General features: G+C 58.1%; 20 protein-coding genes. 11 read left to right on the plus strand and 9 right to left on the minus strand.

Annotated elements, in window-relative coordinates; genetic code table 11:
- Positions 1–682, plus strand: a 682-nt coding sequence (locus VMP31_RS11010; protein WP_325507007.1) for a transposase, incomplete at its 5' end; no start/stop codon positions are given.
- 224 nt (positions 683–906) lie between these two features.
- Here the strand turns inward: VMP31_RS11010 and VMP31_RS11015 are convergent.
- The 3 genes from VMP31_RS11015 to VMP31_RS11025 are packed head-to-tail and all read right to left on the minus strand — an operon-like array spanning position 907 to position 6,906.
- Complete coding sequence (locus VMP31_RS11015; RefSeq protein WP_325507009.1) at positions 907–3,144, minus strand: DEAD/DEAH box helicase; 2,238 nt, start codon at positions 3,142–3,144, stop codon at positions 907–909.
- Positions 3,119–4,414 (minus strand): ATP-binding protein, encoded by a 1,296-nt coding sequence (locus VMP31_RS11020; RefSeq protein WP_325507011.1) that lies wholly within the window; start codon positions 4,412–4,414, stop codon positions 3,119–3,121. Before VMP31_RS11020 ends, VMP31_RS11015 begins: the two co-directional genes overlap by 26 nt.
- Complete coding sequence (locus tag VMP31_RS11025; RefSeq protein WP_325507013.1) at positions 4,411–6,906, minus strand: TerB N-terminal domain-containing protein; 2,496 nt, start codon at positions 6,904–6,906, stop codon at positions 4,411–4,413. Before VMP31_RS11025 ends, VMP31_RS11020 begins: the two co-directional genes overlap by 4 nt.
- A 2,040-nt stretch (positions 6,907–8,946) precedes the next feature.
- Between VMP31_RS11025 and VMP31_RS11030 the strand changes: the two genes are divergently transcribed.
- Genes VMP31_RS11030 through VMP31_RS11040 form a run of 3 tightly spaced genes read left to right on the plus strand, consistent with a single transcriptional unit; the run spans position 8,947 to position 11,923 of the window.
- Positions 8,947–9,282 carry a hypothetical protein gene (locus tag VMP31_RS11030; RefSeq protein WP_325507015.1) on the plus strand — a complete coding sequence of 112 codons (336 nt, stop codon included), beginning with the start codon at positions 8,947–8,949 and terminating at the stop codon, positions 9,280–9,282.
- On the plus strand, positions 9,183–10,316 hold the full coding sequence (locus tag VMP31_RS11035) for a tyrosine-type recombinase/integrase (RefSeq protein ID WP_325507205.1): 1,134 nt from the start codon (positions 9,183–9,185) through the stop codon (positions 10,314–10,316). Before VMP31_RS11030 ends, VMP31_RS11035 begins: the two co-directional genes overlap by 100 nt.
- 20 nt (positions 10,317–10,336) lie before the next feature.
- Positions 10,337–11,923 (plus strand): ABC-F family ATPase, encoded by a 1,587-nt coding sequence (locus tag VMP31_RS11040; protein WP_325507017.1) that lies wholly within the window; start codon positions 10,337–10,339, stop codon positions 11,921–11,923.
- Positions 11,924–11,991: 68 nt separating this feature from the next.
- Here the strand turns inward: VMP31_RS11040 and VMP31_RS11045 are convergent, their stop codons facing one another.
- The gene (locus VMP31_RS11045) at positions 11,992–12,600 is read right to left on the minus strand and encodes an FMN-dependent NADH-azoreductase (RefSeq protein ID WP_325507019.1); all 609 of its coding nucleotides are present in this window, start codon (positions 12,598–12,600) and stop codon (positions 11,992–11,994) included.
- A 123-nt stretch (positions 12,601–12,723) separates the two neighbouring features.
- Here VMP31_RS11045 and VMP31_RS11050 point away from each other — a divergent pair, with 123 nt between their 5' ends.
- Positions 12,724–13,623, plus strand: coding sequence for a LysR substrate-binding domain-containing protein (locus VMP31_RS11050; protein WP_325507021.1), 900 nt, complete (start codon positions 12,724–12,726; stop codon positions 13,621–13,623).
- Between the two features lie 19 nt (positions 13,624–13,642).
- Here the strand turns inward: VMP31_RS11050 and VMP31_RS11055 are convergent, their stop codons facing one another.
- A complete protein-coding gene (locus tag VMP31_RS11055; protein ID WP_325507023.1) occupies positions 13,643–14,611 on the minus strand; it encodes an alpha/beta hydrolase in 969 nt (322 codons plus the stop codon).
- Between the two features lie 75 nt (positions 14,612–14,686).
- Positions 14,687–15,517, minus strand: a complete 831-nt coding sequence (locus VMP31_RS11060; RefSeq protein ID WP_325507025.1) for an undecaprenyl-diphosphate phosphatase — start codon at positions 15,515–15,517, stop codon at positions 14,687–14,689.
- 312 nt (positions 15,518–15,829) lie between these two features.
- Here VMP31_RS11060 and VMP31_RS11065 point away from each other — a divergent pair, with 312 nt between their 5' ends.
- From VMP31_RS11065 to VMP31_RS11080, 4 genes are all read left to right on the plus strand, one after another.
- Entirely contained in the window at positions 15,830–17,464 is a 1,635-nt protein-coding gene (locus VMP31_RS11065) for a methyl-accepting chemotaxis protein (RefSeq protein WP_325507026.1), read from the plus strand.
- A gap of 7 nt (positions 17,465–17,471) precedes the next feature.
- A complete protein-coding gene (locus VMP31_RS11070; protein WP_325507028.1) occupies positions 17,472–18,095 on the plus strand; it encodes a hypothetical protein in 624 nt (207 codons plus the stop codon).
- A 488-nt stretch (positions 18,096–18,583) separates the two neighbouring features.
- Positions 18,584–20,242 (plus strand): nitrite/sulfite reductase, encoded by a 1,659-nt coding sequence (locus VMP31_RS11075; protein WP_325507030.1) that lies wholly within the window; start codon positions 18,584–18,586, stop codon positions 20,240–20,242.
- On the plus strand, positions 20,226–20,723 hold the full coding sequence (locus VMP31_RS11080) for a DUF934 domain-containing protein (RefSeq protein ID WP_325507032.1): 498 nt from the start codon (positions 20,226–20,228) through the stop codon (positions 20,721–20,723). Before VMP31_RS11075 ends, VMP31_RS11080 begins: the two co-directional genes overlap by 17 nt.
- A 57-nt stretch (positions 20,724–20,780) precedes the next feature.
- On the opposite strand, the gene VMP31_RS11085 is transcribed toward VMP31_RS11080, so the two are convergent.
- Genes VMP31_RS11085 through sohB form a run of 3 tightly spaced genes read right to left on the minus strand, consistent with a single transcriptional unit; the run spans position 20,781 to position 23,434 of the window.
- Positions 20,781–21,362 (minus strand): TetR/AcrR family transcriptional regulator, encoded by a 582-nt coding sequence (locus VMP31_RS11085; protein WP_325507034.1) that lies wholly within the window; start codon positions 21,360–21,362, stop codon positions 20,781–20,783.
- A 42-nt stretch (positions 21,363–21,404) separates the two neighbouring features.
- Positions 21,405–22,394: a YhdH/YhfP family quinone oxidoreductase gene (locus VMP31_RS11090; RefSeq protein ID WP_325507036.1), complete on the minus strand. Its 990-nt coding sequence runs from the start codon at positions 22,392–22,394 to the stop codon at positions 21,405–21,407.
- 23 nt (positions 22,395–22,417) lie between these two features.
- The gene (gene sohB, locus VMP31_RS11095; RefSeq protein WP_325507038.1) at positions 22,418–23,434 is read right to left on the minus strand and encodes a protease SohB; all 1,017 of its coding nucleotides are present in this window, start codon (positions 23,432–23,434) and stop codon (positions 22,418–22,420) included.
- A 209-nt stretch (positions 23,435–23,643) separates the two neighbouring features.
- Here sohB and VMP31_RS11100 point away from each other — a divergent pair, with 209 nt between their 5' ends.
- Both VMP31_RS11100 and VMP31_RS11105 read left to right on the plus strand, forming a co-directional pair.
- Entirely contained in the window at positions 23,644–24,354 is a 711-nt protein-coding gene (locus VMP31_RS11100; RefSeq protein WP_325507040.1) for a histidine phosphatase family protein, read from the plus strand.
- Between the two features lie 57 nt (positions 24,355–24,411).
- Entirely contained in the window at positions 24,412–24,723 is a 312-nt protein-coding gene (locus VMP31_RS11105; protein WP_325507042.1) for an SCP2 sterol-binding domain-containing protein, read from the plus strand.
- Positions 24,724–24,875: the final 152 nt, after the last annotated feature.

Genomic DNA, 24,875 nt, shown 5'->3' on the forward strand with positions numbered 1-24,875 from the left:
GGCGGCGGTCGACGCGAAGCACCACCTGATCGTGACGCACGAGGTCACGAACGATGGGGCTGATCGTGACCAGCTGAGTTCCATGGCCAAGCAAGCGCGAGAGGCCATGGGTGTCGAGAAGCTCTCGGCGGTCGCAGACAGAGGGTATTTCAAGGGCGAAGAAATCCTGGCGTGCCATGAGGCTGGAATCACTGTTTTCGTGCCCAAGACGCTGACCTCGGGAGCGACAGCGGCTGGCCGCTTCGGCAAAGGTGATTTCATCTATGACCCAGCTAGGAACGAGTACCGATGCCCTGCTGGGCAAAGTCTGATCTGGCGCTACTCAAGCGTCGAGAAAGGGCTAAAGCTGCATCGCTACTGGAGTTCGCACTGCCAAGGTTGTGCGTTGAAAGAGCAATGCACACCGAGTCCGCAGCGTCGGGTGAGCCGCTGGGAGCATGAGGCCGTGCTTGAGGCGATGCAGGATCGACTGGATCAAGCGCCCGAAATGATGCGAATCCGCTGTCAGACGGTCGAGCATCCGTTCGGCACGCTGAAATCTTGGATGGGTGCCACCCACTTCCTCACCAAGACTCTCGACCGGGTGAGTGCCGAGATGAGCCTGCATGTGCTCGCCTACAATCTCAAACGCGTGTTGAGCTTGATGGGTAGCGATGCCTTGATGGCCGCGATGAAGGCCTGAGGCCTGTTTTACGACTCTTGCCGCCCTCCAGCAGGCGCACCGAAGTCGAAAGTGTCATAGCAACCAGAATCACCGATTGCGCCTGATCGGGCCTTCGACGGCCTTCTGGACGCCGAGAAAATCCCCGGCAGTTGATTGCCATCGCTTGCTGCGTTTTTACACGGTCTGGGCCAAAAGCGGCCAATCCCGGCAGGATGCTCTCTTCAATCTAGCAATACATGGCATCACGAAAGAGAAGCCGGGGCCTCAAGTCCAATCAGATGAGCTGCGGTTTGCTGTGCTTTCTCCAGATCGAGATACATCGTGGCGAACGACTCCATAAGAAGCTCAGGAGGCAGCGCCCAGTCCCATTTCTCCCTGATCATATTCTGAACGTTGTGAAGGACAGTGCTCGCCGTAAGCTCCTTCAAAGCCGCAACCTCTCGAAGCTTGCTTTCAAGCAATGCTCCTCCACCCTGCACTTCGATGACCAGTCCTGAGTTCTCAGTGGGCAAGCCGACGTACTCGAGAAGGACGGCCAAGGCATCGTTGGCCCAATCGCCCTGCCAGGTGAAAAGGCAGGTTCTTCCTCCGCTCTCAATAAAGCTTTGATGGCCCAACTTAAGATCAGCAAAGCTTTGCCGCGCCTCCGCCAGTAGATTCTGTGCCACTGGATCGAGGTAGGGATAAGTCTCCTCTTCCTGCAGTACGGTTTTCATCTCTTGCCGGACATTGTCGTGAACTCGAGCAGCCAGACCGTCAAAAGCAGGGGGAGCTCCTCCTGGGGAGGGCTTGACGACAATCACCTTGCCTTCCGTATCAACGTTAATCACCTGCCAACGACGCCCGGCGAAGATGATGCGCTGTTCAGCACACAGCGGTCGTGAGATAGGTAGAGCCCCAAGGGGTCTGCCATCGCAAACAACTCGGAATTCTTCATTGCTTGTGAATGCACTGTAGAAGTCGTAGTGGTTGATCAGCCGCTCGCCCAACTCACCAGGCAGCAAAAGCCCGGCCGGTTCCTGAATGATCAGATCTCGCTCACCCAAAGCACGCAGGAGGTTCAGAAAGCTGCCCTGCTCAACGGCCAAGAAAGGGCCATTGCTTACTAACGTTCCCCACAACTCAGCTGCAGTGGCACCACCTTGCTGCGCAATCATCGAGAGGCATTGTTGCACCAAGGTCGACAAATGCAGCCCCTGCGCTCTTGGCGGCTCAAACCATCCCCTCATCAGTAGCCGGATCATCGCGATGCTTTGTACCAATCCTTGGCGCAAGCGATCCGATATTGGAGAGTCATCCGTCAATCGACGCTCCTTGCAGTATCCGCGGAGAATGGCTGCCTCTCCTGGGCGACGCCCAGAACGGCCAAGACGCTGGCGCAAACTGGCAACTGAAGGTGGCGGCCCTATCTGTACAACCGTTTTGATGCTGCCAATGTCGATGCCCAGTTCCAGCGTAGTGGTACAGATCGCAGTCGCCGGCCGGTCCCCCGCTTTAAGGGCCCGCTCGGTATCCTCCCTAATATCTTTCGACAGGCTGCCATGATGTGGCCAGAACTCATTAGGTACACCGTCTTGCTCGCAGCGACGCCGTAGCTGATCGGCAAACCATTCGACCTGAGTCCTGCTGTTAGGGAACACCAAGTTGTTGCTTCCACGCAGCACCTGGAAGAGGTGCTCGGAAATTGCGTGATCGGAGGCTGAGTTGTCTTCTGGGCTCTCCTTATCTTCGGGCTGTTGGGGTGTGTCTTTCTCTGGCTCCTGAAAGCCTCTGATCTGAACTTTCAGAATTTGCCCCGAACCTTTCGATTCGATCACCGTCACCTTGCTCGGGGAAGCTGGGCGCAAGAAGGTAGCAGCCAGCATCATATCGCCCAGTGTCGCTGACAAACCTACTCGCGGGAGAGGACGTCCGATCACCTGCTCGACCCGATGCAACAAGGACTGCAGTTGCTTGCCTCGCTCACTGCCGATAAAGGCATGCAGCTCATCAATCACAAGGTAGCGCAGATTCGCGAAAATCCCGGGCAGACTCGTCCCCCGGTTCACGAACAGCGCTTCAAGAGACTCCGGGGTGATCAGCAGCACGCCTTCAGGAGATTTTAGAAAGCGGTGTTTGCGGCTCGACGAGATATCGCCGTGCCAGGCAACGACGGGAATCTCGAGTTCGTCGCAAAGCTTGCTCAGTCGCTCCCACTGGTCATTGATCAGCGCCTTGAGCGGACTGATGTAAAGCACTGACCCTGGCGGTTCCTGCTGCTTCAGCAGGTTCGTCAGAATGGGCAGGAACGCCGCCTCGGTTTTCCCCGCCGCCGTCGCCGCGGCGATGATGACGTCCTGATCAGCATTGAGCAGCGCGGGGATGGCCCGCTCTTGGGCATCTCGTAGAGAGGTCCAGCCTTCCATCCAGATCCAGCGCTGAATCCGGGAGTCAAGAAGGCTGAAGCCCTCCGACTCAGAGTTGGAAGGTTGCGAGCTCATCGTCGGCATCTACTTGAGTGTCGGCTTCACCACCTCTATCCGGGCTCAGCTCCACAGCCCCCAACAAATGTCTCCAGTCCGCGCTCGGGTTCTGCTCCAGCACGGCCAGCAAGTTGATGAATGCCGTGATCGTGGTGCGGGGTGTACGGAAATAGGCATCCCCCAACCGTTGGTTGCAATGCGCCATGAACAAAGGCAGCGCCTCGTCAGGAAGGAGGTAGCGTGTGCTGTCGCCCGAGGCGTAGACATGGCGCAGCTTCTGAAGAAGCACATAGAAGTCCTCGGGTGTCAGGCTCGCTAGGCGGATGACTGGCCCTGACAGATCCACCAACCCAGACTTGGCGAAACTGTTTTCCGCCAGACGCGACTGCAAAGCCGGATAGCTGTACAAGCCGCGGCGGGTATCCATCAGGAATTCGGGGGTGCCTCCGAGCACAAATCCAAGGCCTTCGGCAGAACCCTGCAAAGAGTCGTTGAGGATGCGCAGGATCTGTTCGTAGTTGGCGTTACGCGCCTGGGTATTGGCTAGCTTGTAGAGATTGACCAGCTCATCCAGGCAAACCATCAACCCCTCAAAGCCCGCCAAGCGGACAAACCGAGCCAGGAGCTTGAGCTGATCATAGACGGAAGCATCGTCGATGATTGTGCGTACACCCAAGGCAGCGCGCGCGTCGGTTCTTGTGGTGAACTCACCTCTCAGCCAGCGGATGGCATCGGCCTTGAGCTGTTCGTTGCCTTCCTCGAAGCCCTTGCAATAGGCCGCGATCACATCAGCGAAATCATAGCCGTTGACCATCTCGGTCAATTGGCCCAATTGCTCGCGTATCACAGCCTCGCTGTCCTTACCGGACGCCTTGGCCTCGCTCTTGGCTTGGGATATGAACCTTTCGACAATGCCCTGCAAGGCTCCGCCATCGGGCTTGGTACGCGTTGACATGTTTTTCGCCAGCTCAGCATAAAGCGAGCGAGCCTGGCCACCAGAGGCATGGAGCCGGCGATCGGGATTCAGATCCGCATGCATGGTCACGAGCTTGCGCTCCATCGCAATGGAGCGCACAAGATTCAGGAAAAAGGTCTTTCCCGCACCGTACTCACCAATTACGACTCGAAACGCTGAACCGCTCTCGGTCAAGCGCTCGACATCACGAATGAGCGCTTCCAGCTCACCAACCCTACCCACCTGGATCAGGTGTTGACCTGCCCGCGGAACGACTCCCGCACGAAGGGACTGAATAACCGCATCGCGATCTTTAGCTCTGATGCTGCTCATAATGGTAATTTTCCCATGATGTCAGGATTGATCTCGAGGGGATCTTCACCTTCGGTAATAGGCATATCGAAATGCTCGAAGGCCATGTCGTTAATGTGCTCAAGCGCGCCATCAAGCATGAGATCCATATCGCTGGCCACTGCTTCCAACTCCTCTCGTGACCATTCCATCCGAGAGACAAGCAAGCGAAGGAAGGCCGAGTGATCAGCATCCAGCCCACAGATGCTACTGGTGTCATCCGAAGCGCCACTGTTATCGGGCTCCTCTGGCTCGACGATTTGCTCATCTACGAAAACTTGGGCCAACAACGCCGACACCTGCTCGGTTTCACGTTGTAGTTGGGCAATCCGTTCATGATCCAACGTGAAGCCAGTCTTCGACGCTGATGATGCGGTGGATGGTGATATCGAGGCAACCGTAGGAGCAGTGCTCGTCGACGCGCCACTAGCTGCCACATGGAGGTCGCCGTATAGGAACTGAGAGTCCAGTTGAAGAACCTTGTAGACACGCTCAAGCAACTTCACTTCCGCAGGGCTCACCTCCCCATCCGCTTGAGCTAGGTGGGCAAGGAACGCCGCCACAGTTCGCTTCGCCGAGCTGGTCAGCGGTTCCAGCTTTTTCTTCAGGCTTTGCAAGGTCGGCGGCTGGTTGAGTTTTAGGCGGAGGTGGGCCTTCAGGCGCTTGCGATGCGCCCCACTCAAGTGGCTCCAGGAATCGACGTGACGGGACAGCAGCATGATCTCTTCTGGAGATGTGTCGCCATCCGCCGCCGCAACGGCACAGGCTAGATCCAAGGTGACCGAGGCGGCATTGTAAGCGGGAGATGCTCTTAGATCCCCGTCTTCGATCTGGGTGGCAAACAGCGCCACAGTATCTTCCGCCTTAGGTGTTTTGCTGCCGGCTAATACATCCGGCTCAATGCCGATATGCAATGACTCCAACGCCCGCGCCAGTGCGATCACCTTGTCCCGCGAAAGGGCTCCGGCACTTTTCAATCGCCCCGCCAATTCGCCGAAACTCATGACCACCATGCCATCGCCTATGCGCTGTTTCAGCGCATCCAACTCAGCACGCGACGCCGCCGGCCACAGCATGATGGGGAGCTGCAGCAAGCCTTCCAAGGCTTCAGGGGTATCGGGATTACGACCGAGATATCGGCTGTAGGGCTCCAGCTCCGCCGTGCATTCATCAACTATTTGCTGCAGCTTTTTGCGAGGAGCTGAAGTCGCTGTTACGTCTGGGATATCACCCACCCCCTCAAGCGCTTGAACCGGCAAGGCAGCCGACGCGGTGTTGTACTGCAACTTCAACCTGGTCTTGTTCTGCGGCAGAACCATGCCATCGCCATGAAGCTGCTCATACTTGATCTTGAACAACGCTGCGAAGGCGTCCTGGCAACGGCTCACTGGCGTTCGCTTGCCAATATTCTGATCCGCCAGCGCCCAGGACAAGGCCCATTCGGCGGGCACACGCTGCTTGTCGGCAGCTAGTTGTCCCAGGCCAATACGCAATTCCATGGGCATTTCATAACCGTAGGCCTGGTTGTCCGGCGGCGGTGCCAAATAACGTCTCGGCGGAGTCTCACCCATGCGTAGAAACGCTAGAAACCGACCGGCGTAGTTGCTAAATGAGCCGCTCCCCCCATAGATGGCGAGAAGGCGCTCGACTTCCGACACGATGCCAGCGATTTCGGAAGCGACATTAGGATCGCTCTTCGCATCAACGAATACACGCCGCTCAAGGCCGTAGAAGAACAGGAATACGTAGCCGATATTGGCATGAGGTGCTTTCCGCCCACTGGACAGCCAGTGTAAATAGGCGCGACGCGCCTCGGGTGAAATCGAGTCGTAACTGGCCCAGTAGCCAGTCAGCCTCTCGGCGATGTCGATAACACCACGCGCAACCTTGAGTTTGGGGTTGATCAAAGATGGCTCGGGTGCAGCATAACGATCAACTAGCCCTGTACCCACATAGATCATGCCGCCAGGAATCTTTTCTCCGGCTACCTCAACGAATTCACCGGCCGGAATCCATCGGACATTTTCATCCATCAGTGTCGCCGGCGCACTCGGCAGGCGATATGAAGGTGGCGTTGAGACTTCGAGGGTGACCGTGAAAAATTCTGAGTCCTCTCGCCTCCTGACTTTCTCCTCCGCAGCAGGTGCCAGTTCCCGAGTGTTGCCTGTATAGGCCTGATCTTGGACTTCGACCTCGTCCAGAGAAAACACTAAGCCACGATTCGGATCAGCCTCTACCGCTCTAGGCCAATTTCTCGAAGATGAAGGGCGGTGCTGTTGATGCGTCACAGAGGGAGGGGTTTTGGACGAGTTGCTGTTGGCCTTTACGATCAGCCATACACCGAAGCCGATAACCCCTACTCCAGCAAGAGCAATCCAGGCTTCTTTGGGGATAGAGGCAATCGCGCCCAAGAACAGAACCCCCAGGATAGCCACCCCGGAAATTTCAGATTTGTTTCTTCGCTTCCGTGCCATCAGATCTGACTGCCCCTCTGAGTCCATACTGGCTTATTGTCAGTATCTGCAATTTGAGCTGATCAGCCAATCTCTTTGATCCTCGGGATACGGCCTCGTCAAACACTTTTGCCTGCGGTTCCAGTTCGCGTTCGGGTACCAAGTCGGTTGGAGCCCTCAATGTGAGTCATTTTTGAGGCGCTCAGCAAGCACTCGGCCTCAATGACAGTGAACACTCCCGGCCTTGTTATCCATATGACAACACTGCCATGGCGGTGAGCTTTTGCGGCATCCACCCCCGTGCTCGACAATCTCCGTTCCACTCCGCGCCATACCATGACTTGCGCGCAGTCTTTGCCGTTCGATACACACGATTTCGATGGGATCGTATATCGACGCTTATGGCAAACATCAATGGCCACTATGGAGGTGGTTACCTCTCCGCCGCTTGCACTCCAGGCTTAAACAAGTGGAAGCCCAGAGCGGATAGCCATCACAGCAGACCATAGCTCGGCAGCCTGTCACCTACTGCCTCCCATAAGCGACAAACTTGTCGTGCCAGCTACACCAGGCCGCCTCCTTCCCAATCCCATACTTCTGTCGGCCTAAAGCCACGCACTATCGAACATTGCCAGATGTGCCCGCCCGAACCGTTCAAATGTGTCCACCGTGATATTCCTTCTTAATGCACCTATGCAACAGCGGTGCTACTGCAAAATATCAGGCTCCGGTGCCCGCAAATACTAGGTTCGCGGGCATAGCCCCGACCAACGCAGATCAGGTCAAATACAACCCTCACAGACCCAGTGATTTAGCCATTAAATGGCTGAAAAGCCATTCCTTAGTTGTAAAAGCCGCATCCTTTACTGAGTTTCATGACCCAGCCGACCGATTACGAACCTATCGGTAGGGTCACTGCGTATGAAATATGTAATGCAGTAACACGGGGAAAACATCAGACCATGCTGTAAGCCCCTATTCACTAAGGCTTGAGCAGAAAGAACGTAAACATCGAAACCCTGATTGCGATGTTTTTATATTGGGCCAGTTCTCACCGATTTGGCATGGATGTTGATGTGTGGAAGATGCAACCCAGTAACACCAAAAAAACATCAGGCCATTCTGGAGCCCTTTACTCATAAGGGCTTGAATTGAATTGATAAAAACATCAACTCATACACTTCGATGTTTTTCAGATGATTCGCAATACCTGGCAGCCCGGCCCGAAAATCGACCAGCAGGCAGTCTTCAACCGAGCTCAGATCGAGGGTTGGGTATATGAAATTGGTGCGTTTCTGAGTATCAAAAGTGCTCGTAGAGTTCACTTTTGTGAACTCCTAGTGTGAAGCTGCACATCAATAGATGTTCACAAAAGTGAACTTTATTGCCACCTCACCGTAGCGATTGTCGGCCTTCGACGCCCTCCTAGACACCGAGAAATTCCGCCGTAAGTTGATTACCGGCTCGTTTCGGTTTACACGGCCTGGGCCGAAATCGGTCTCGAAATTTCGTCTCTCATCCCCGCAAGCGCAATGCGTCACCAGCAACTTGAATGCCGCCGTCGGTTGCCGCCTAGGGTAGTACAAGCAGCCACCTCGGCACGAACCTTTCAACACGTTTACCACGCACGCTGTCGCTGAGTTTCTTACCAGCACAAATTCTCACGACGCCCCTACCACACTAACTTGCAGATCGAAGATCTCATGCTCAGATAAAAGAGAAAGAGCTTCGAAACTTCCGTCACGCAACTGACAAACGCCCACACAACCTATGCATACGGGTGCCTCGAACTGTCTGGTTTAAGGCCAGCCGGAAACTCAAAAGTAACTTTATGGCAATCACTCCAGCCGATCGTGATGAATCACCACAAATCTTGACCCGGGAGTTCAGACCCTGTTTAGGGCACAGATAGCCCGCATTTTCAGAAAATTGCCCCCCACCATGTACGCACCAAACGTTGATGAACGAAGAGGTGTTCATGGGTGGGGGAAAAAAATCAAAACCTTCTGGGCCTAGAAAAGGATGGTTTAGACAACTCCTGATGTCGAGTCAGGTGCGGCTATGACAACCGACGCTCACTCAATCGATCTCGACAAGATATCGGAAGAGAAAATGGCTGAGTTACTTGGCACAACCAAGCGCGCGCTGCAAGCAAAACGCGCTCGCAAGCAAATCCCTGAGGGGGTCTGGCTCAAAATTGGTCGAAAAATTATTTATAGCCTGCGGAGATACGACGAATGGCTCGAAAGTCAGTGGATATGCCCACCGGGGTGGAAGTTTTCCGAAACTCCATACGCATCAGGTTCACCTGGAATGGACGCCGGTGCAGCGAAACGCTCCCCTATCCCATCACGCCAAAAGGGATTGCGGCGGCATCCATCCTTAGAGATCAAGTAGTGCGCCTCTCCAAGATGGGCCTGCTCGATGATGCCAAGTACAGCGAACTATTCCCAGGCTCTGCGGTGCCGGAGGGCGGGCTTTCGTGCTTCGGTGAGTTTGCCCAGCTATGGCTGGACAGCCGTGACATCACTCAAGGAACCAGGCTGAACTACAAAAGCACGCTGAACCACTATTGGATGCCCCACTTGGCGTTAATTCGCATCGATCTGATCACCACAACACTGCTACGCCGCATCACTGCTGAGACGAAATGGACGTCCTCCGGAGTAAAAAGGAACGCACTCGTCAAGCTTTCGACGATCCTAAAAGCTGCTTTGGGTGATGGGCTGATCGAACGCAACCCAGCAGAAACATTGGAAGTGCCACGCAGATCACGCAAAGATCCGGATCCGCTGACTTTGGACGACGCCAATCGGATAGTCGAAAAACTCTACTCAACCTCGCACTGGCCAAGCCTGATCTATGCAGCCTTGTTCGAATTTCTATTTTTCTCAGGCCTGCGGTTATCAGAGGCGCTAGCTCTGCGATGGGAATCGGTGGATTGGAGTCGGAAACAAGTGCACGTCTGTCGCACAGTTGCACTAGGCGTGGTGGAAGAACGGACAAAGACCAAAAGTGGTCGGTATGTTCTGCTCAATGAGCGTGCGCTGCGGGCATTGTGGTTCGCCCTAAACTATGCGGAACGCCGGCAGCACGGTGTTGGTCGAGTCAAAAACACGCCTTACGTGTTTCCGCCGTCAAAAGGCCAGGAGTACATCAAGGAAACCTCCAACGTGCATCACCAATGGCGCCCTACCCTCGAGGCCTTGAGTATCCGCTACCGGCCGCCGTATAACTGCCGCCACACCTATGCGACAATATGCTTAATGTCCGGCATGAACCCCGCTTTCATCTCTCAGCAATTGGGCCATAGCGTCCAAATGTTGTTGTCGACGTACGCCCGCTGGATCAACTCAAGCTCCGACTGGAGCGAACTGGAAAAGCTGAACATTGGTATCAAATCGGTATCAACCCCATTCAGCAAGCCATAAGTCATTGATAGGTAAGACCTTTGATCTCCACCGCCAACATCACCATGCAATTCGGGGCCAAGCCCCTGTTCGAGAACGTTTCCGTCAAGTTTGGCGGCGGCAACCGCTACGGCCTGATCGGGGCCAACGGCTGCGGCAAGTCGACCTTTATGAAGATTCTCGGCGGCGACCTGGAATCCAGCGGTGGCCAGGTGATGCTGGAGCCGAACGTGCGCCTGGGTAAGCTGCGTCAGGATCAGTTCGCCTACGAAGACTTCAGCGTGATCGACACCGTGATCATGGGTCACGAAGAGCTGTGGAAGGTCAAAGCTGAGCGCGACCGTATCTACTCGCTCGCTGAAATGAGCGAAGAAGATGGCATGAAGGTCGGCGAACTCGAAGGTGAGTTCGCTGAAATGGACGGCTACACCGCCGAGTCCCGTGCCGGTGAGTTGCTGCTCGGCCTGGGTATCCCGTTGGAGCAGCATTTCGGCCCGATGAGCGAAGTCGCGCCGGGCTGGAAACTGCGTGTGTTGCTGGCGCAGGCACTGTTCTCCGATCCGGAAGTGTTGTTGCTGGACGAACCAACCAACCACCTGGACATCAACACCATCCGCTGGCTGGAAAACATCCTGACCCAGCGCAACAGCACCATGATCATCATCTCTCACGACCGTCACTTCCTGAACTCGGTCTGCACCCATATGGCTGACCTGGATTACGGCGAACTGCGCCTGTTCCCGGGCAACTACGACGAGTACATGACCGCCGCGACCCAGTCACGCGAGCAACTGCTGTCGGATAACGCCAAGAAGAAAGCGCAAATCAACGAGCTGCAAAGCTTTGTTAGCCGCTTCTCGGCCAACGCCTCGAAATCCAAGCAGGCATCGTCGCGCGCCAAGCAGATCGACAAGATCCAGCTGGCCGAGGTCAAGCCATCGAGCCGCGTCAGCCCATTCATCCGTTTCGAACAGAACAAGAAGCTGCACCGCCAGGCCGTGATGATCGATAAATTGGCCAAGGGTTTCGACGGCAAGGCGCTGTTCAAGAACTTCAGTTTCCAGGTTGAAGCCGGCGAGCGCGTGGCGATTATCGGCCCGAACGGAATCGGTAAAACCACCCTGCTGCGCACCCTGGTCGGCGAACTGACCGCGGATGCCGGCACTGTGAAATGGACCGACAGCGCGGAACTGGGCTACTACGCCCAGGACCACGCCTACGACTTCGAAGACGATATCAGCTTGTTCGACTGGATGGGTCGGTGGACTACCGGCGAGCAGATGATTCGCGGCACGCTGGGGCGCATGCTGTTCAGCAACGACGATATCCTCAAGTCGGTAAAAGTCATCTCCGGTGGAGAGCAAGGCCGTATGCTGTTCGGCAAGCTGATTTTGCAAAAGCCGAACGTGTTGATCATGGACGAACCGACCAACCACTTGGACATGGAGTCCATCGAAGCGCTGAACCTGGCGCTGGAAAACTACCCGGGCACGCTGATCTTCGTCAGCCATGACCGTGAGTTCGTTGGTTCCCTGGCTACGCGCATCATCGAGCTGTCGGCCAACGGCATCACCGACTTCAGCGGCACCTACGATGACTACCTGCGCAGCCAGGGCGTCATCGTCTAACACCGCAGTAACGCACGACCAACAAAAAGCCCGCTCAATTGAGCGGGCTTTTTGTTTTATGCAGCCAATCAGGCAGTGGCAAACAACTCAGCGACTTTCTCCTGCGCCGCCGTGATGGCATTGGCGCGCGGCTCTTCACCGTAGGCCAGGCCTTCGGCACGGACGATCTCGATATCGGTAATGCCGAGAAAGCGCAGCACCAGTTGCAGATACTCTTCATGGGCCTGGCCGCTTGGCTGACCCGCGTGAATACCGCCCGCAGTGGAAACGATCACCACCTTCTTGCCGCCCGCCAGGCCCTTGGGGCCGTTCTCGTCGTAGGCAAAAGTCTTGCCGGCTACTGACACACGGTCGATCCAGGCCTTGAGCTGGGTCGGTATGGTGAAGTTGTACATCGGCGCGCCAATCACGATGGCATCAGCCGCGAGAAACTCATTGAGGGTGCCTTCGGCCAGCTCGACTTCATGCTGCTGCGCCGCATCGCGCAGCTCCGCTGGGGTACCACCGGCTACCAGACTGGCGGCAGACAGATGGCTCAGTGCATCGCTGGCCAGATCGCGATAGCTCACCTGCGCTTCAGGCTCAGCGGCCAGCCAGGCGTCGACCACGGCGCGGCTGAGTTGGCGGGAGGCTGACGAGTCGCCGAGGATGCTGGAATCGAGGTGCAGTAGTTTCATGACAATCTCCAAATTGAGATCGCCCCGCGGCGATCAAGATGCTGGAGATACTATCGATGAAAGCAATAGCCGATTAGTCAGTGCAAATGCGATAGTTCGTCCTACTGATAGGACGATAGAACCATGCATGACCTCAACGACCTGTTCTACTTCGCCAAGGTGGTGGAAGCCGGCGGCTTTGCTGCGGCCGGGCGCACCCTCGGCATCCCCAAGTCACGCTTGTCGCGACGCATTGCCGAGTTGGAGAACCGCCTCGGCGCGCGCCTGCTGCAACGTACCACCCGAAAACTGGCATTGACCGATATCGGCGAACGCTACTTGCGCCATTGCCAGGCCATGCTGCAGGAAGCCGAACAGGCCGAGGAAACCGTGGCCAGTCTGACCAGCGAACCGCGCGGTCGTCTGCGGGTCAGCGCGCCAGGCGGCATCGCCCTGCTCTCGGAGCTGGTGGTGAGTTTTCTCGCGGCCTACCCCAAGGTGCAACTGGAGTTGATCCAGACCAACCGGCGCATCGACCTGCTCAACGAGGGCGTGGACGTCGCCTTGCGCGTGCGCAGCGCCGAAGATGAAGACCCAACGCTGATTACCCGCCGCTTACGTCCGGCACAGGCCTTTATGGTGGCCGCACCGGCCTTGCTGCAGCACGCCAGGATCAGCACGCCCGGCGACCTCTCAGCGCTACCTGCATTGGGCGCAATAGAAGCGGACCGCAGAATCCACCTGCGTTTGCAGCACGACAGCGGGCCCGTGCAGGAGGCTGTGCTGGAAGCACGCCTGGCCATCGAAGATTTCAACGTACGCAAGCAAGCAGCCATGGCCGGCCTGGGCTTTACCATGCTGCCCGCGCCCCTGTGCCTGGATGAACTGGCCGATGGCCGCCTGATCCGCCTGCTGCCTGACTGGGCGCTACCCGCCGCTAATCTACAAGCGGTGTACACCCACAGACGCGGCATGCTGCCGGCCGTACGCGCGTGGATCGAACACCTGAGTGATGCCTTTAGCCGTTGGGATCAGCCAATTTAATCGTAATCAAGCCTGTGGTTTACCCAGGGAAATGCCGAGCGAGGAAAGCCAGTAGCAACAGATTGACCTGCTCGGCCTGCTCGTTCTGAATCCAGTGTCCGCACTCTTTCAGCACATGCTGTTCAAGTCGGGCGACTCGCTTGGGCATCTGCTTGAGGGTATAGGCCTCCAGAGTGCCGACTGGATCCATATCCCCCAGTAGAAACAGCGCTGGTTGCTCGATCTGCCGGTCAGCCAGGGCCTCGGTGCGCTGCCAGTTACGCTCAAAGTTGCGATACCAGTTCAGCGCGCCATAAAAGCCGCGGCCCTCAAAGGTTTTCAGGTAATGCTCGAACGCTGCACGGTCACACCAGGCCGGCAGCACGCCGGGGTCCTGCATGCCATCAAACAGCCCAGCGCCGGCGGGTTTGTCCTGCAGAAAGTGATCCTTGGGCACGGCTGCCGAGGTGTTGTGCATCATCATGCGCAGGGTACGGGGGATGTCGGCATCCATTTCCGCCTCGGCTACGCCAGGCTGCTGAAAATGCAGAATGTAATGGAAACGCCCGGCGTACAGCTGACGCATGATCTCGATGGCCGGCTGCCGAGGCCTCCCACCAAACGGCACCGCCATGCCGACTACCGCCTGCACTCGCTCGGGCTCAAGCAGGGCCAGGTGCCAGGCAATCGGCGCGCCCCAGTCATGACCGACCACACACACCTGCTGCTGGCCTAGCTGATCCATAGCGGCCTGGATGTCGGCGCAGATGGTTAGGAGGTCATAGGCCGCAGGATCACGCGGTGCACTGCTCTGGCCATAGCCACGCATTTCCGGAATCAGCACGCGGTAACCGGCAGCGGTCAAAGGCGTGATCTGCTGCCGCCAGGAATGCCAGCACTCGGGAAAGCCGTGCAGCAACCAGACCGGCCGCCCCGCTGCAGGGCCAGCGCTGTATAGGCTCAGGTCGATACCGTTGACCTGAAGTATGTGCTGTTCGAGCTGATGCATATGCGCCTCCATCTAACCGAGGCCACTATGACAAAGGCGCACCCTGGGGTGCGCCTTTATTTATCCCCTGAATACTTAGGGCTGTGCCGTGCTCCAGTCGATCCACTGCAACTGCCAGGTCGCCAGAATCAACAAGCCGAAACCGATGCGATACCAGGCAAAGGCGGCATAGCTGTGCTTGCCGATAAAACTGAGCAGCGCCCGCACCGCGATCATGGCGAAGATAAAGGAGGTGACAAAACCAATGGCAAACACCGGCAGGTCACTGATCTGAAATAGATCGCGGTACTTGTAGCCGGAGTACGCAGCCGCGCCAACCATGGTCGGCATGGCAAGGAAGAAGGAGAACTCGGTCGCTGCCTTGCGCGACAACCCGAACAGCAGGCCGCCGATAATCGTTGCGCCGGAGCGTGAAGTACCCGGAATCATCGCCAGGCACTGGGCGAAACCGATCTTCAGCGCATCCTTCCAGGTCATCTCACCCACGCTCTCGGCGTGTACCAGATGCGTGCGCCGTTCGGCCCAGAGCATGATCACCCCGCCCACCACCAGCGCCAGCGCCACGGTGATCGGGTTAAACAGGTAATGATGGATCAGGTCGGCAAACAATACGCCCAGCGCCACGGCGGGCAGAAAGGCGATCAGCAGATTGGTCGTGAAACGTTGGGCCAAGGGCTCTTTCGGCAGGCCCACAACGATATCGAGGATCTTGCGCCGGTACTCCCACACCACCGCGAGAATCGCCCCCAGCTGGATGATGATATTGAAGGCCATCGCCCGCTCGCCGCCGAAACCAATCAGGTCGGCGACGATAATTTGGTGCCCCGTACTGGAGATCGGCAGAAACTCGGTAACCCCCTCAACTATCCCAAGAATAAGCGCCTGAAAAGCCACCCACAGATCCATCCGAACTCCCTAAAAGCGCACGCCACCGCGTGCGAACAACCGAGTCATAACAACCGGGTAATAAAGACAAGCCAAATCAGACAGCTACGTAAGACGGAAAGTTCAGTGTCGCTATCCGAACGGCAGCGCTGCGCGCAGATGATGCCACAGCCGGCACGCAACAGCCTCGCGCGGCACCAAAAAGTGTGCCCATAAACAGTGGCAGTACCGTTAATAATCGACTGCCCAGGTGCAATTAGCCTAATGTCTAACGTATTCCGCGATGTCATTACCCTATAAGAGGCGCCCGACGCCCCGTGAGAGAGCCAAACCATGAACAGCCTACGTAGCCTGCCCATTAGTCGTCGTCTCTGGTTGATCCTGTTAGTGGCCATTGTGATGCTGATTTTTCAAGGCGCGCTGCTGTTGCGCCAGATCCATACAGACCTCTATGCCGCCAAAGGCGAAAAAACCCAGCATGTGGTGCAAAGCGCCGCCGGTATCCTCAAGCATTACCACAGCCTGGAAAGCAGTGGCGGCATAAGCCGTGAAGAGGCCCAGGCCCAGGCCATGAACGTCATAAAGGGGCTGCGCTACGACGGCCAGGAGTACTTCTGGATCAATGACCAGACCCCGGTCATGATCATGCACCCTACCAATCCCAAGCTGGATGGGCAGAACCTCTCCGGGTTCAAGGACCCAGACGGCAAAGCCCTGTTCAATGAAATGGTCGCCATCAGCAAGAGCAAGGGGGCGGGCCAGGTCAACTACCGCTGGCCAAAACCCGGCTCCAGCGAGCCGGTACCCAAGGTTTCCTATGTCGAACTGTTCCAGCCCTGGGGCTGGATTATCGGTTCAGGCGTTTATGTGGATGACGTCCAAGCCGAGTTCCAGGCCCAGGCCCTGAAGGCAGTCGCCATTGGTGGGGCCATCGCGATACTGATGGTTGTGCTCCTGCTGCTGATCGTGCGCAGCATCACCCAACCGCTGCAGCAGGCCGTCAGCGCCATGGCCAATATCGCCAGCGGCGACGGCGACCTGACGCGTAATCTGGACGCCAGCGGTGGCGATGAACTCACGGCCCTGGCCAGGCACTTCAATGCCTTTACCGACAAGCTGCGCCAGGTAATCAGACAATCACTCGACTCCGCCGGCGAACTCGACAAGGCCGCTAATGCCCTTGGCCAGGTTTCCGGGACGGCGCAGCAGCACAGCGAACAACAATCGCAACAGATGGAGCTGGTGGCGACCGCGATCAATGAAGTGACCTACGGCGTACAGGATGTGGCAAAGAACGCCGAACACGCCTCCTCCGAGGTGCATGCCGCCGAAGAGCAGGCCCAGCAGGGGCTGCAGAATATCGATGCAAGCCTGCGGCAGATCAACCAGCTGTCTGGCACCATCAATCAGGCCGTCGAGGTCATCCAGACCCTCGCTGAGGAAAGCACCCAGATCGGCAGCGTGCTGGAAGTCATCCGTTCAATTGCCGAACAAACCAACCTGCTGGCCCTCAACGCCGCGATCGAAGCCGCCCGTGCCGGCGAGCAAGGCCGTGGCTTCGCCGTGGTCGCTGACGAGGTACGCCTGTTGGCACAGCGCACGCAGAAGTCCACCGCCGAGATTCAGGGCATGATCGAGCGCCTGCAGGGCAACTCGGAAGCGGCGGTCAAGGTCATCAACGAGAGCAGCCGCGCCTCGCAGCAGACTATCGAACAGGCTAGCCAGGCTGGGGCCAGCCTCACCCTGATCGCCAATGGCCTGCGCAACCTAATCGGCTTGAATGCTTCCATCGCCAGCGCTACGCTGCAACAATCTCACGTAGTCGAAGATATCAATCAGAATGTCACCCAGGCTGCCAGCCTGGCCCATAACAATGCATTGGCTGCCGAGCAATCCAGCGAGGCGGGCCGTCGTCTTGGGCAGTTGGCTGAGCAGTTAAACGGATTGCTCGGACAGTTTCGCGTATGAGGACTTAATGAGCAGCATGGAACATCAGGAAGTTGACCTCAATCGCGCGCAGAATCAGGACCTGGTCTGGGATCTGAACAGCATCGCTCGTCGCGAACTGGCCGAGCGCTTTATCAAGCTGTTCGAAAACCGCCTGTGCGTGTTCTCCGAGTCGGTGCACCAGCTGTACACCAACTACAACCTGCACTTCCCCAGCGATCAGGGCCGCAAGATGGTGGTGCTGCCCAACCCCTACGCCTTCCACGACACGCTGCACGGCATCGAGTCCCAGGCCGTGCGCCCAACCGGTCTCTGTGTGCTGCCAGGCGTGGTGCTGGGCAAACCCGGCCTGTTGCTCACCACCATGTTCAAGGAAGGCGGACCGGCCCCCAAGACCATGCCGTTCAAACAGGCCCTGGCGCAGATCATCAGCAATCAGAAAAAGGCTGGCGATGTATTTTTGCCGATCATGATGAAAGGCGATTTGCGCGAGTTCAATCAGCAGATGCCCTATATCCACCTGCATCGCCTGCAGGTCAGCCGCCTGACCCGCCTCTCCACCTTCGAGCGCGACGATATTCAGCAGACCATCACCCGCAAGCTCCTCACGCTCTATCGCCAGGCCGATAGCCTGAGCTGTCAGGAGCCCTGAGGGCTGCACAGCGGCCGCCCGGCATAAATCCGACGCATAAAGAAGCCGGCAGCAGTGACACTGCTACCGGCTTGTTGTCTCGTACCGCCGCTCTGGCGCGCTCAGTACCCATGCCTCCGAGCCCGGAGACGGCGTGGCTTATTGCTGGCTGACCCAGAACACCGCGGTGGCGACAAAGATCAGGATCAAGGCAAAGATCGCCTTGGCATCTACAGCGCTGTCGCCGTTATCAGATTCGGTATGTTCGCTCATGGCTACCCCTCTTGTTGTGATTATGGGTGAATCGCCCCTGCAGTTAAGACCAGTCAGGGCACTTACTCAAGCTCAGAGGTTATGTTCCACCCCTCACTTATCCCTTTAAGTTCTTTCCATATACTCAAACATCACTTTTGCGCATAACCCTGAGCTGGTATCTTCCTTCGGCTCCGCAGGGAGTGCGCGGCCGTGCGCGCTGATTAGCTGTAAAAAGCCTGATAACAGGACACTTCATGTACGTATACGACCAGTACGACCAACAAATCGTCGAGGACCGCGTCAAGCAGTTCCGCGATCAAACCCGCCGTTACCTGGCTGGCGAACTGAGCGGCGAAGAATTCCGCCCGCTACGCCTGCAGAATGGCCTGTATATCCAGCGCTTTGCGCCGATGCTGCGCATTGCCGTGCCCTACGGCCTGATGTCATCCGCGCAGGTTCGCATGATGGCCAAGATTGCCCGTGACTACGACAAGGGTTACGCGCATATCAGCACCCGGCAGAACGTGCAGTTCAACTGGCCGGATCTGGAAGATGTGCCGGAGATCCTCGCCGAGCTGGCCACCGTGCAGATGCACGCGATCCAGACCAGCGGCAACTGCATCCGTAACACCACCACCGACCAGTTCGCCGGTGTGGCCAAGGATGAAATCGTCGACCCACGTCCGTGGTGCGAAATTATTCGCCAGTGGTCGACCTTCCACCCCGAGTTCACCCACCTGCCGCGCAAGTTCAAGATTGCGGTCAACGGTGCGACCAGCGACCGTGCAGCGATTGAAGTGCACGACATCGGCCTGGAAGCGGTACAGAACGCCGCTGGTGAGCTGGGCTTCCGCGTCTCCGTCGGTGGCGGCCTGGGCCGTACCCCGATCGTTGGCAGCTTTATCAACGAATTCCTGCCGTGGCAGCACCTGATCAGTTACCTCGACGCCATCCTGCGTGTGTACAACCGCTATGGCCGTCGTGATAACAAATACAAGGCGCGCATCAAGATTCTGGTCAAGGCGCTAACACCTGCGGTGTTCGCCGAGCGGGTCAATGCCGAGTGGGCCCACCTGAAAGACGGCCCCACCACCCTGACCGAAGCCGAAGTGGCGCGCGTTGCCGCGCACTTTATCGACCCAAGCTACCAAGCCCTCGACGACCAGGACGCCGCGCTGGCTGCCCTGGATACCGAGCACCCAGGCTTTGCCCGCTGGCGTCAGCGCAACACCTTTGCGCACAAAAAGCCGGGCTATGTCGCCGTCACCCTGTCGCTCAAGCCGACCGGCGTGGCCCCGGGCGATGTCACCGACAAGCAGCTCGACGTGATCGCCGAACTGGCCGACCGCTACAGCTTTGGCGAAGTGCGCAACAGCCACAACCAGAACATCATTCTGGCGGATGTCGAGCAGGCGCAGCTGTTCACCCTGTGGGGCGAGCTGCGCGAGAATGGATTCGCCACGCCGAACGTCGGCCTGCTGACCGACATCATCTGCTGCCCGGGCGGCGACTTCTGCTCCCTGGCCAACGCCAAGTCGATCCCGATTGCCGAAGCCATCCAGCGCCGTTTCGATGACCTGGATTACCTGTTCGACATCGGCAATATCGACCTGAACATCTCCGGCTGCATGAACGCCTGCGGCCACCACCACGTTGGCCATATCGGCATCCTCGGGGTGGACAAGAAGGGGCAGGAGTTCTATCAGGTGTCCCTCGGCGGTAGCGCCGGCCGTGACGCCAGCCTGGCACAGATCCTCGGCCCATCCTTCGCCGAAGCGGACATGGCCGATGTGATCGACAAGATCGTCAAGGTCTATGTCGAGCGCCGCGATGAAGAAGAGAGTTTCCTCGACACCTTCCGCCGTATCGGTGTCGACCCGTTCAAGGAGCGCGTATATGCAGCGAATCATTAAGAATGGCCAGCTGATCGATGAAAGCTGGCATCTGCTGCCCAAGGACGCCACGCTGGACGGCATCTCCAACTGCGCCGACCTGATCGTACCGCTGGCCCTGTGGATCGAACACAGCACGGCGCTCAAGGCCCGCGATGGCGGGCTGGGCGTGTGGCTGGACGCCGGTGAGGAAATCGAGGAAATCGCCGATCAGCTGGATAACTTCCAGGTTATCGCGCTGAACTTCCCGGCCTTCACCGATGGCCGCCACTGCTCCACCGCCTACCTGCTACGCAACCGCTACGGCTACAAGGGCGAAGTGCGCGCCATCGGCGATGTGCTGCGCGACCAGCTGTTCTCCTACCTGCGCGTGGGCTTCGATGCCTTCGCCCTGCGTGAGGACAAGGACCCGCTGGATGCCTTGAAAGCCTTCGAGGAGTTCAGCGAGGTCTATCAGGCCTCCAGCGACCAGCCGCTGCCGCTGTTCCGCCGCCGCGCCTGATCAAAGGCAACAAAAAGCCCCGCCTATCCGCAAATAGGCGGGGCTTTTTTATCGGTCTCAAATGGCCCGCACACTGTCCCAGGCGATTTGCGCAAAGAGCTCACGGCATTGCGCCAGGTCGCTGCGTACCCGTCCGGCCAACCAGTTGCGGGAAAAGTCATGGGTCGGGCCGATGATCACCGAGGCAAAGCAATCGCTCGGCATGACCTTGAAACAGCCCTGCTCCCGATAGGCCGCCAGGGCCTGGAGGATCCGCGCGTAGTGCTGCTGATTGGCTTCGCGCAGTTGCTCGCCCATTTCACTGGCCTCGACCCGGCCACGGCTGTGCAGAACAAAGCGCGCCCAGTCCGGGTTGGCCACCACCCAGTCGATATAACTGGTGACCAGCAGCTTGACGCAGGCCTCGGCGCTATCGGCCCCGGCAAAGCCCTGCTCCAGCAGTTCGGCATACTGTGCGGTACCGGCCATATAGAGCGCCGCCAGGATGCGCTCCTTGTTGCCGAAATGGTGATACAGGCTGCCGATGCTGGCACCTGAACGATCGCGAATCATCTCGATGGTGGTGGCATCCACCCCCACTTCGGTTACGCACGCCAAGGCGGCCTGGAGAATCTCATCTTTACGGGTACTGCGAGCCATAACACTCCCTGGCGCTGAACCATGCATCGAAGCCGAAACGGCTCAGTCGAGGTTGACCAATACGCGGCCAACCTGCTGACCCGCCAGTATCCGGCCGATGGCCTGAGGCAGCTCGGCCAGGCCCAGCTCTGTGACCAGGGGCTCCAGATCGAGCTTCCATTGCAGCGACAGTCGGTCCCACATCGAGGCCTTGACCACCAACGGCAGCTCCACCGAATCGACGCCCAGCAGGTTCACTCCGCGCAGGATAAACGGCAGCACACTGCCGTTGAGGGCCACGCCTGCGGTCAGGCCGCAGCAGGCGGCACTGCTGCCATAACGCAACGACTTGAGTACATTGACCAGGATGTCGCCGCCCACCGTATCCACCGCACCGCCCCAGCGCTCCTTGAGCACGGGCCGCTCGACGCCCTCCAGCAACTCAGCGCGCGAGACGATCTCCTGCGCCCCCAGGCCCTTGAGAAAAACCGCCTGCTCGGCCTTGCCCGTCGAGGCGGCCACGCGGTAGCCCAGAGTATTGAGCAACACCACAGCGATACTGCCGACGCCACCCGTGGCACCGGTCACCAGCACGGGGCCGGCATCCGGAGTCATTCCTGCCTGCTCGAGCTTGTCGACACACAGCGCCGCGGTAAGCCCCGCAGTCCCCAGCAGCATGGCTTCGCGCAGGGACAGGCCCTTGGGCCGCTTCAGCGCCCAGGCAGCCGGAATGCGGATGTACTGGGCAAAGCCCCCGGAGGTATTCATACCCAGGTCGTAACCGGTGACTATCACCTCATCGCCAACGCCAAACTCGGCCACGGCAGACGCCTCAACCACCCCTGCTGCATCGATGCCCGGGGTATGCGGGAAGCTTCTGGTCACGCCGCGGTTGCCGCTGGCCGACAGGGCGTCCTTGTAATTGAGCGAGGAATATTTAACCCGCACCAGCAACTCGCCGGCGGGCAACTGATCGATCTCGCGCTGAACCATCACCTGCTCGAATTGGCCGGCGGCGTTCTCGACAGCCTGCAATGCGTTGAACCCACTCATCGTCTTCCCCTGTAGCAAACGGATTACCAGAAACGCTGCTGCAAACGGCTCAGCCAGGTCAGGGCAAAGCGATCCAGCGCCACGCTGGCTGCCAGCCCTACACGTTCCTGCAAGGATTTCTTCTCGGCATAGTGCAAATGAAACAGCTCGGTGCTCTTCGCCCGCTCTGCCAGGTACTCGTCACTGGTCTTGAGTTCATCGACCAGCTGCTTTTCCAGGGCGCTAAGGCCCAGCCAGACTTCGCCCGTGGCGATATCGTCGATATCCAACTGCGGGCGATAGCGCGCCACAAAATTCTTGAACAGTACATGGGTGGTTTCCAAGTCTTCCTGGAATTTCTCCCGGCCCTTCTCGGTATTTTCGCCAAATACCGTCAGGGTGCGCTTGTATTCACCAGCGGTGAGCACCTCGAAGTCGATGTCGTGTTTCTTCAACAGACGATGCACGTTGGGTAGCTGCGCCACCACGCCGATGGAGCCGAGAATGGCGAACGGCGCGGAAATAATCTTCTCGCCGATGCAGGCCATCATATAGCCGCCGCTGGCCGCGACCTTGTCGATGCAGATGGTCAGCGGCACGCCGGCCTGGCGAATACGCGCCAGCTGCGAGGACGCCAGGCCGTAGCTGTGAACCATGCCGCCGCCGCTTTCCAGGCGCAGCACCACTTCATCCTCGGGGGTGGCCATACTCAGCAAGGCGGTGATCTCGTGGCGCAGGTTGTCGGTGGCCGACGCCTTGATATCGCCATCGAAGTCCAGCACATAGACCCGGGGCTTGTGGCTGCCGGCTTTTTTCGCCTGCTTGGCCGCCTTGGCTTCGGCCTTGTGCGCGACTTTCAGCTGGTCCTTGTCCAGCACCGCCTGTTCCAGGCGCTGGTGCAGTTGCTTGTAGAAGTCGTTGAGTTTATTGACCTGCAACTGGCCGGCAGTGCGCCGCCCCCGTCCGCGCAATGCGGCAATCGCCACCAGCACGATCAGGATGGCCACCACCAGGGTCACCGTCTTGGCCAGAAAGCCCACATACTCCGCAATAAACTCCACGCATTCCCCCTAATCCAGATAGCAGCGCCTACTCGTCAGCACGCCGATGTTGCCCAAGCATACCGAGGCCACTGGCCCGCGACCAGCGAGCCAGGAGCAGACATTGATTGCAATGGTGCAATTCAAACAAGCGTATGTTTTTACGTTGACAGCTCCCCGGCTTCCCCATAACCTCGCGAAAACTTCAACGTACCGGGATCTTAGCGGACGTGGGCAGCATCTACCTGATTCGACATGGCCAGGCCTCCTTCGGTGCAGACGATTACGATGTGCTATCGCCCGTCGGAATTCGCCAGGCCGAAGTGCTGGGCGCACACCTCGCCCAACTCGGCACGCGCCTCGACCGCAGCCTGAGCGGCGACCTGCGTCGCCAGCAGCACACAGCCAATACCACCCTGGAGCAACTGCGCGCAGCGGCCATCGACGTGCCCGCCTTGGAAATCGATGCGGCCTTCAATGAGTTCGATGCCGACGCGGTGGTGCGCACCCTGCTCCCAGGCATGCTTGGCGAAGAACCTGAAGCCCTGCATATCCTGCGCAATGGCCCGAGTAATCGTGCCGAATTCCAGCGCCTGTTCGCCAAACTGATCGGTCGCTGGATCGCTGGCGAGCATGACCAGCCCGATCTGCAAAGCTGGCAAGGCTTTGTCGAGCAGGTGCGCGGCGGCCTCGAGCGCTTGCTTGAGCAGGCCGAGAGCAAACAGAACATTGCCGTATTCACCTCCGGCGGCACTATCACCGCCCTGCTCCATCTGATTACAGGTATTGCGCCGGCGCAGGCTTTCGAGCTGAACTGGCAAATCGTTAACACCTCACTCAGCTGCCTGAAGTTTCGTGGCAGCCAGGTGAGCCTGGCTTCCTTCAACAGCCATGTGCATTTACAGCTGTTGAAGACGCCGGAACTCATCACCTACCGTTGAGTACCGGCCCACTGCGCCCATACCGGCGCTAGAAAAACCTGAGAAAAGGAAAACAACATGAGCGTTGCAGACATCGTCACCACCATGCAGTCCAAATTCAACGCCAGTGCCGCCGCAGGCCTGGACCTGGTCTTCCAGTTCAACATCGAAGACGGCGAGAACTACGCCCTGATCGTCAAGGATGGCACCTGCGCCGTTGAGCAAGGTGACAACCCCAACGCCAGCGTCACCCTGATCATGGACACCGAAACCCTGAAAGGCATCACCAGCGGCGAGACCGATGGCATGCAGGCCTTTATGTCCGGCAAACTGCGCGCCGAAGGCGACATGATGCTGGCCATGAAACTGGGCGAACTGTTCCCGGTTTAAGCGGCAAGGCACTACGCAGAACAGAAAAAACCGGAGTCTCGTACTCCGGTTTTTTTATGTTCAGCACATCCATGCGCTTCACCCCTTCGGGGCTTACGCGCAAAAACCGCTCCCGGCGTTTTTGTGCCCGGCCATCCATGGCGGCCACCCTA

The organism is Pseudomonas sp. (assembly GCF_035512415.1).
GTDB lineage: Bacteria > Pseudomonadota > Gammaproteobacteria > Pseudomonadales > Pseudomonadaceae > Aquipseudomonas.

Bases quoted from the DNA above. Each gene is read 5' to 3' on its own strand.
- VMP31_RS11015 (WP_325507009.1), bottom strand. From the start codon at position 3,144: ATGAGCTCGCAACCTTCCAACTCTGAGTCGGAGGGCTTCAGCCTTCTT.
- VMP31_RS11020 (WP_325507011.1), bottom strand. From the start codon at position 4,414: ATGAGCAGCATCAGAGCTAAAGATCGCGATGCGGTTATTCAGTCCCTT.
- VMP31_RS11025 (WP_325507013.1), bottom strand. From the start codon at position 6,906: ATGGCACGGAAGCGAAGAAACAAATCTGAAATTTCCGGGGTGGCTATC.
- VMP31_RS11030 (WP_325507015.1), top strand. From the start codon at position 8,947: ATGACAACCGACGCTCACTCAATCGATCTCGACAAGATATCGGAAGAG.
- VMP31_RS11045 (WP_325507019.1), bottom strand. From the start codon at position 12,600: ATGAAACTACTGCACCTCGATTCCAGCATCCTCGGCGACTCGTCAGCC.
- VMP31_RS11050 (WP_325507021.1), top strand. From the start codon at position 12,724: ATGCATGACCTCAACGACCTGTTCTACTTCGCCAAGGTGGTGGAAGCC.
- VMP31_RS11055 (WP_325507023.1), bottom strand. From the start codon at position 14,611: ATGCATCAGCTCGAACAGCACATACTTCAGGTCAACGGTATCGACCTG.
- VMP31_RS11060 (WP_325507025.1), bottom strand. From the start codon at position 15,517: ATGGATCTGTGGGTGGCTTTTCAGGCGCTTATTCTTGGGATAGTTGAG.
- VMP31_RS11065 (WP_325507026.1), top strand. From the start codon at position 15,830: ATGAACAGCCTACGTAGCCTGCCCATTAGTCGTCGTCTCTGGTTGATC.
- VMP31_RS11070 (WP_325507028.1), top strand. From the start codon at position 17,472: ATGAGCAGCATGGAACATCAGGAAGTTGACCTCAATCGCGCGCAGAAT.
- VMP31_RS11075 (WP_325507030.1), top strand. From the start codon at position 18,584: ATGTACGTATACGACCAGTACGACCAACAAATCGTCGAGGACCGCGTC.
- VMP31_RS11080 (WP_325507032.1), top strand. From the start codon at position 20,226: ATGCAGCGAATCATTAAGAATGGCCAGCTGATCGATGAAAGCTGGCAT.
- VMP31_RS11085 (WP_325507034.1), bottom strand. From the start codon at position 21,362: ATGGCTCGCAGTACCCGTAAAGATGAGATTCTCCAGGCCGCCTTGGCG.
- VMP31_RS11090 (WP_325507036.1), bottom strand. From the start codon at position 22,394: ATGAGTGGGTTCAACGCATTGCAGGCTGTCGAGAACGCCGCCGGCCAA.
- VMP31_RS11105 (WP_325507042.1), top strand. From the start codon at position 24,412: ATGAGCGTTGCAGACATCGTCACCACCATGCAGTCCAAATTCAACGCC.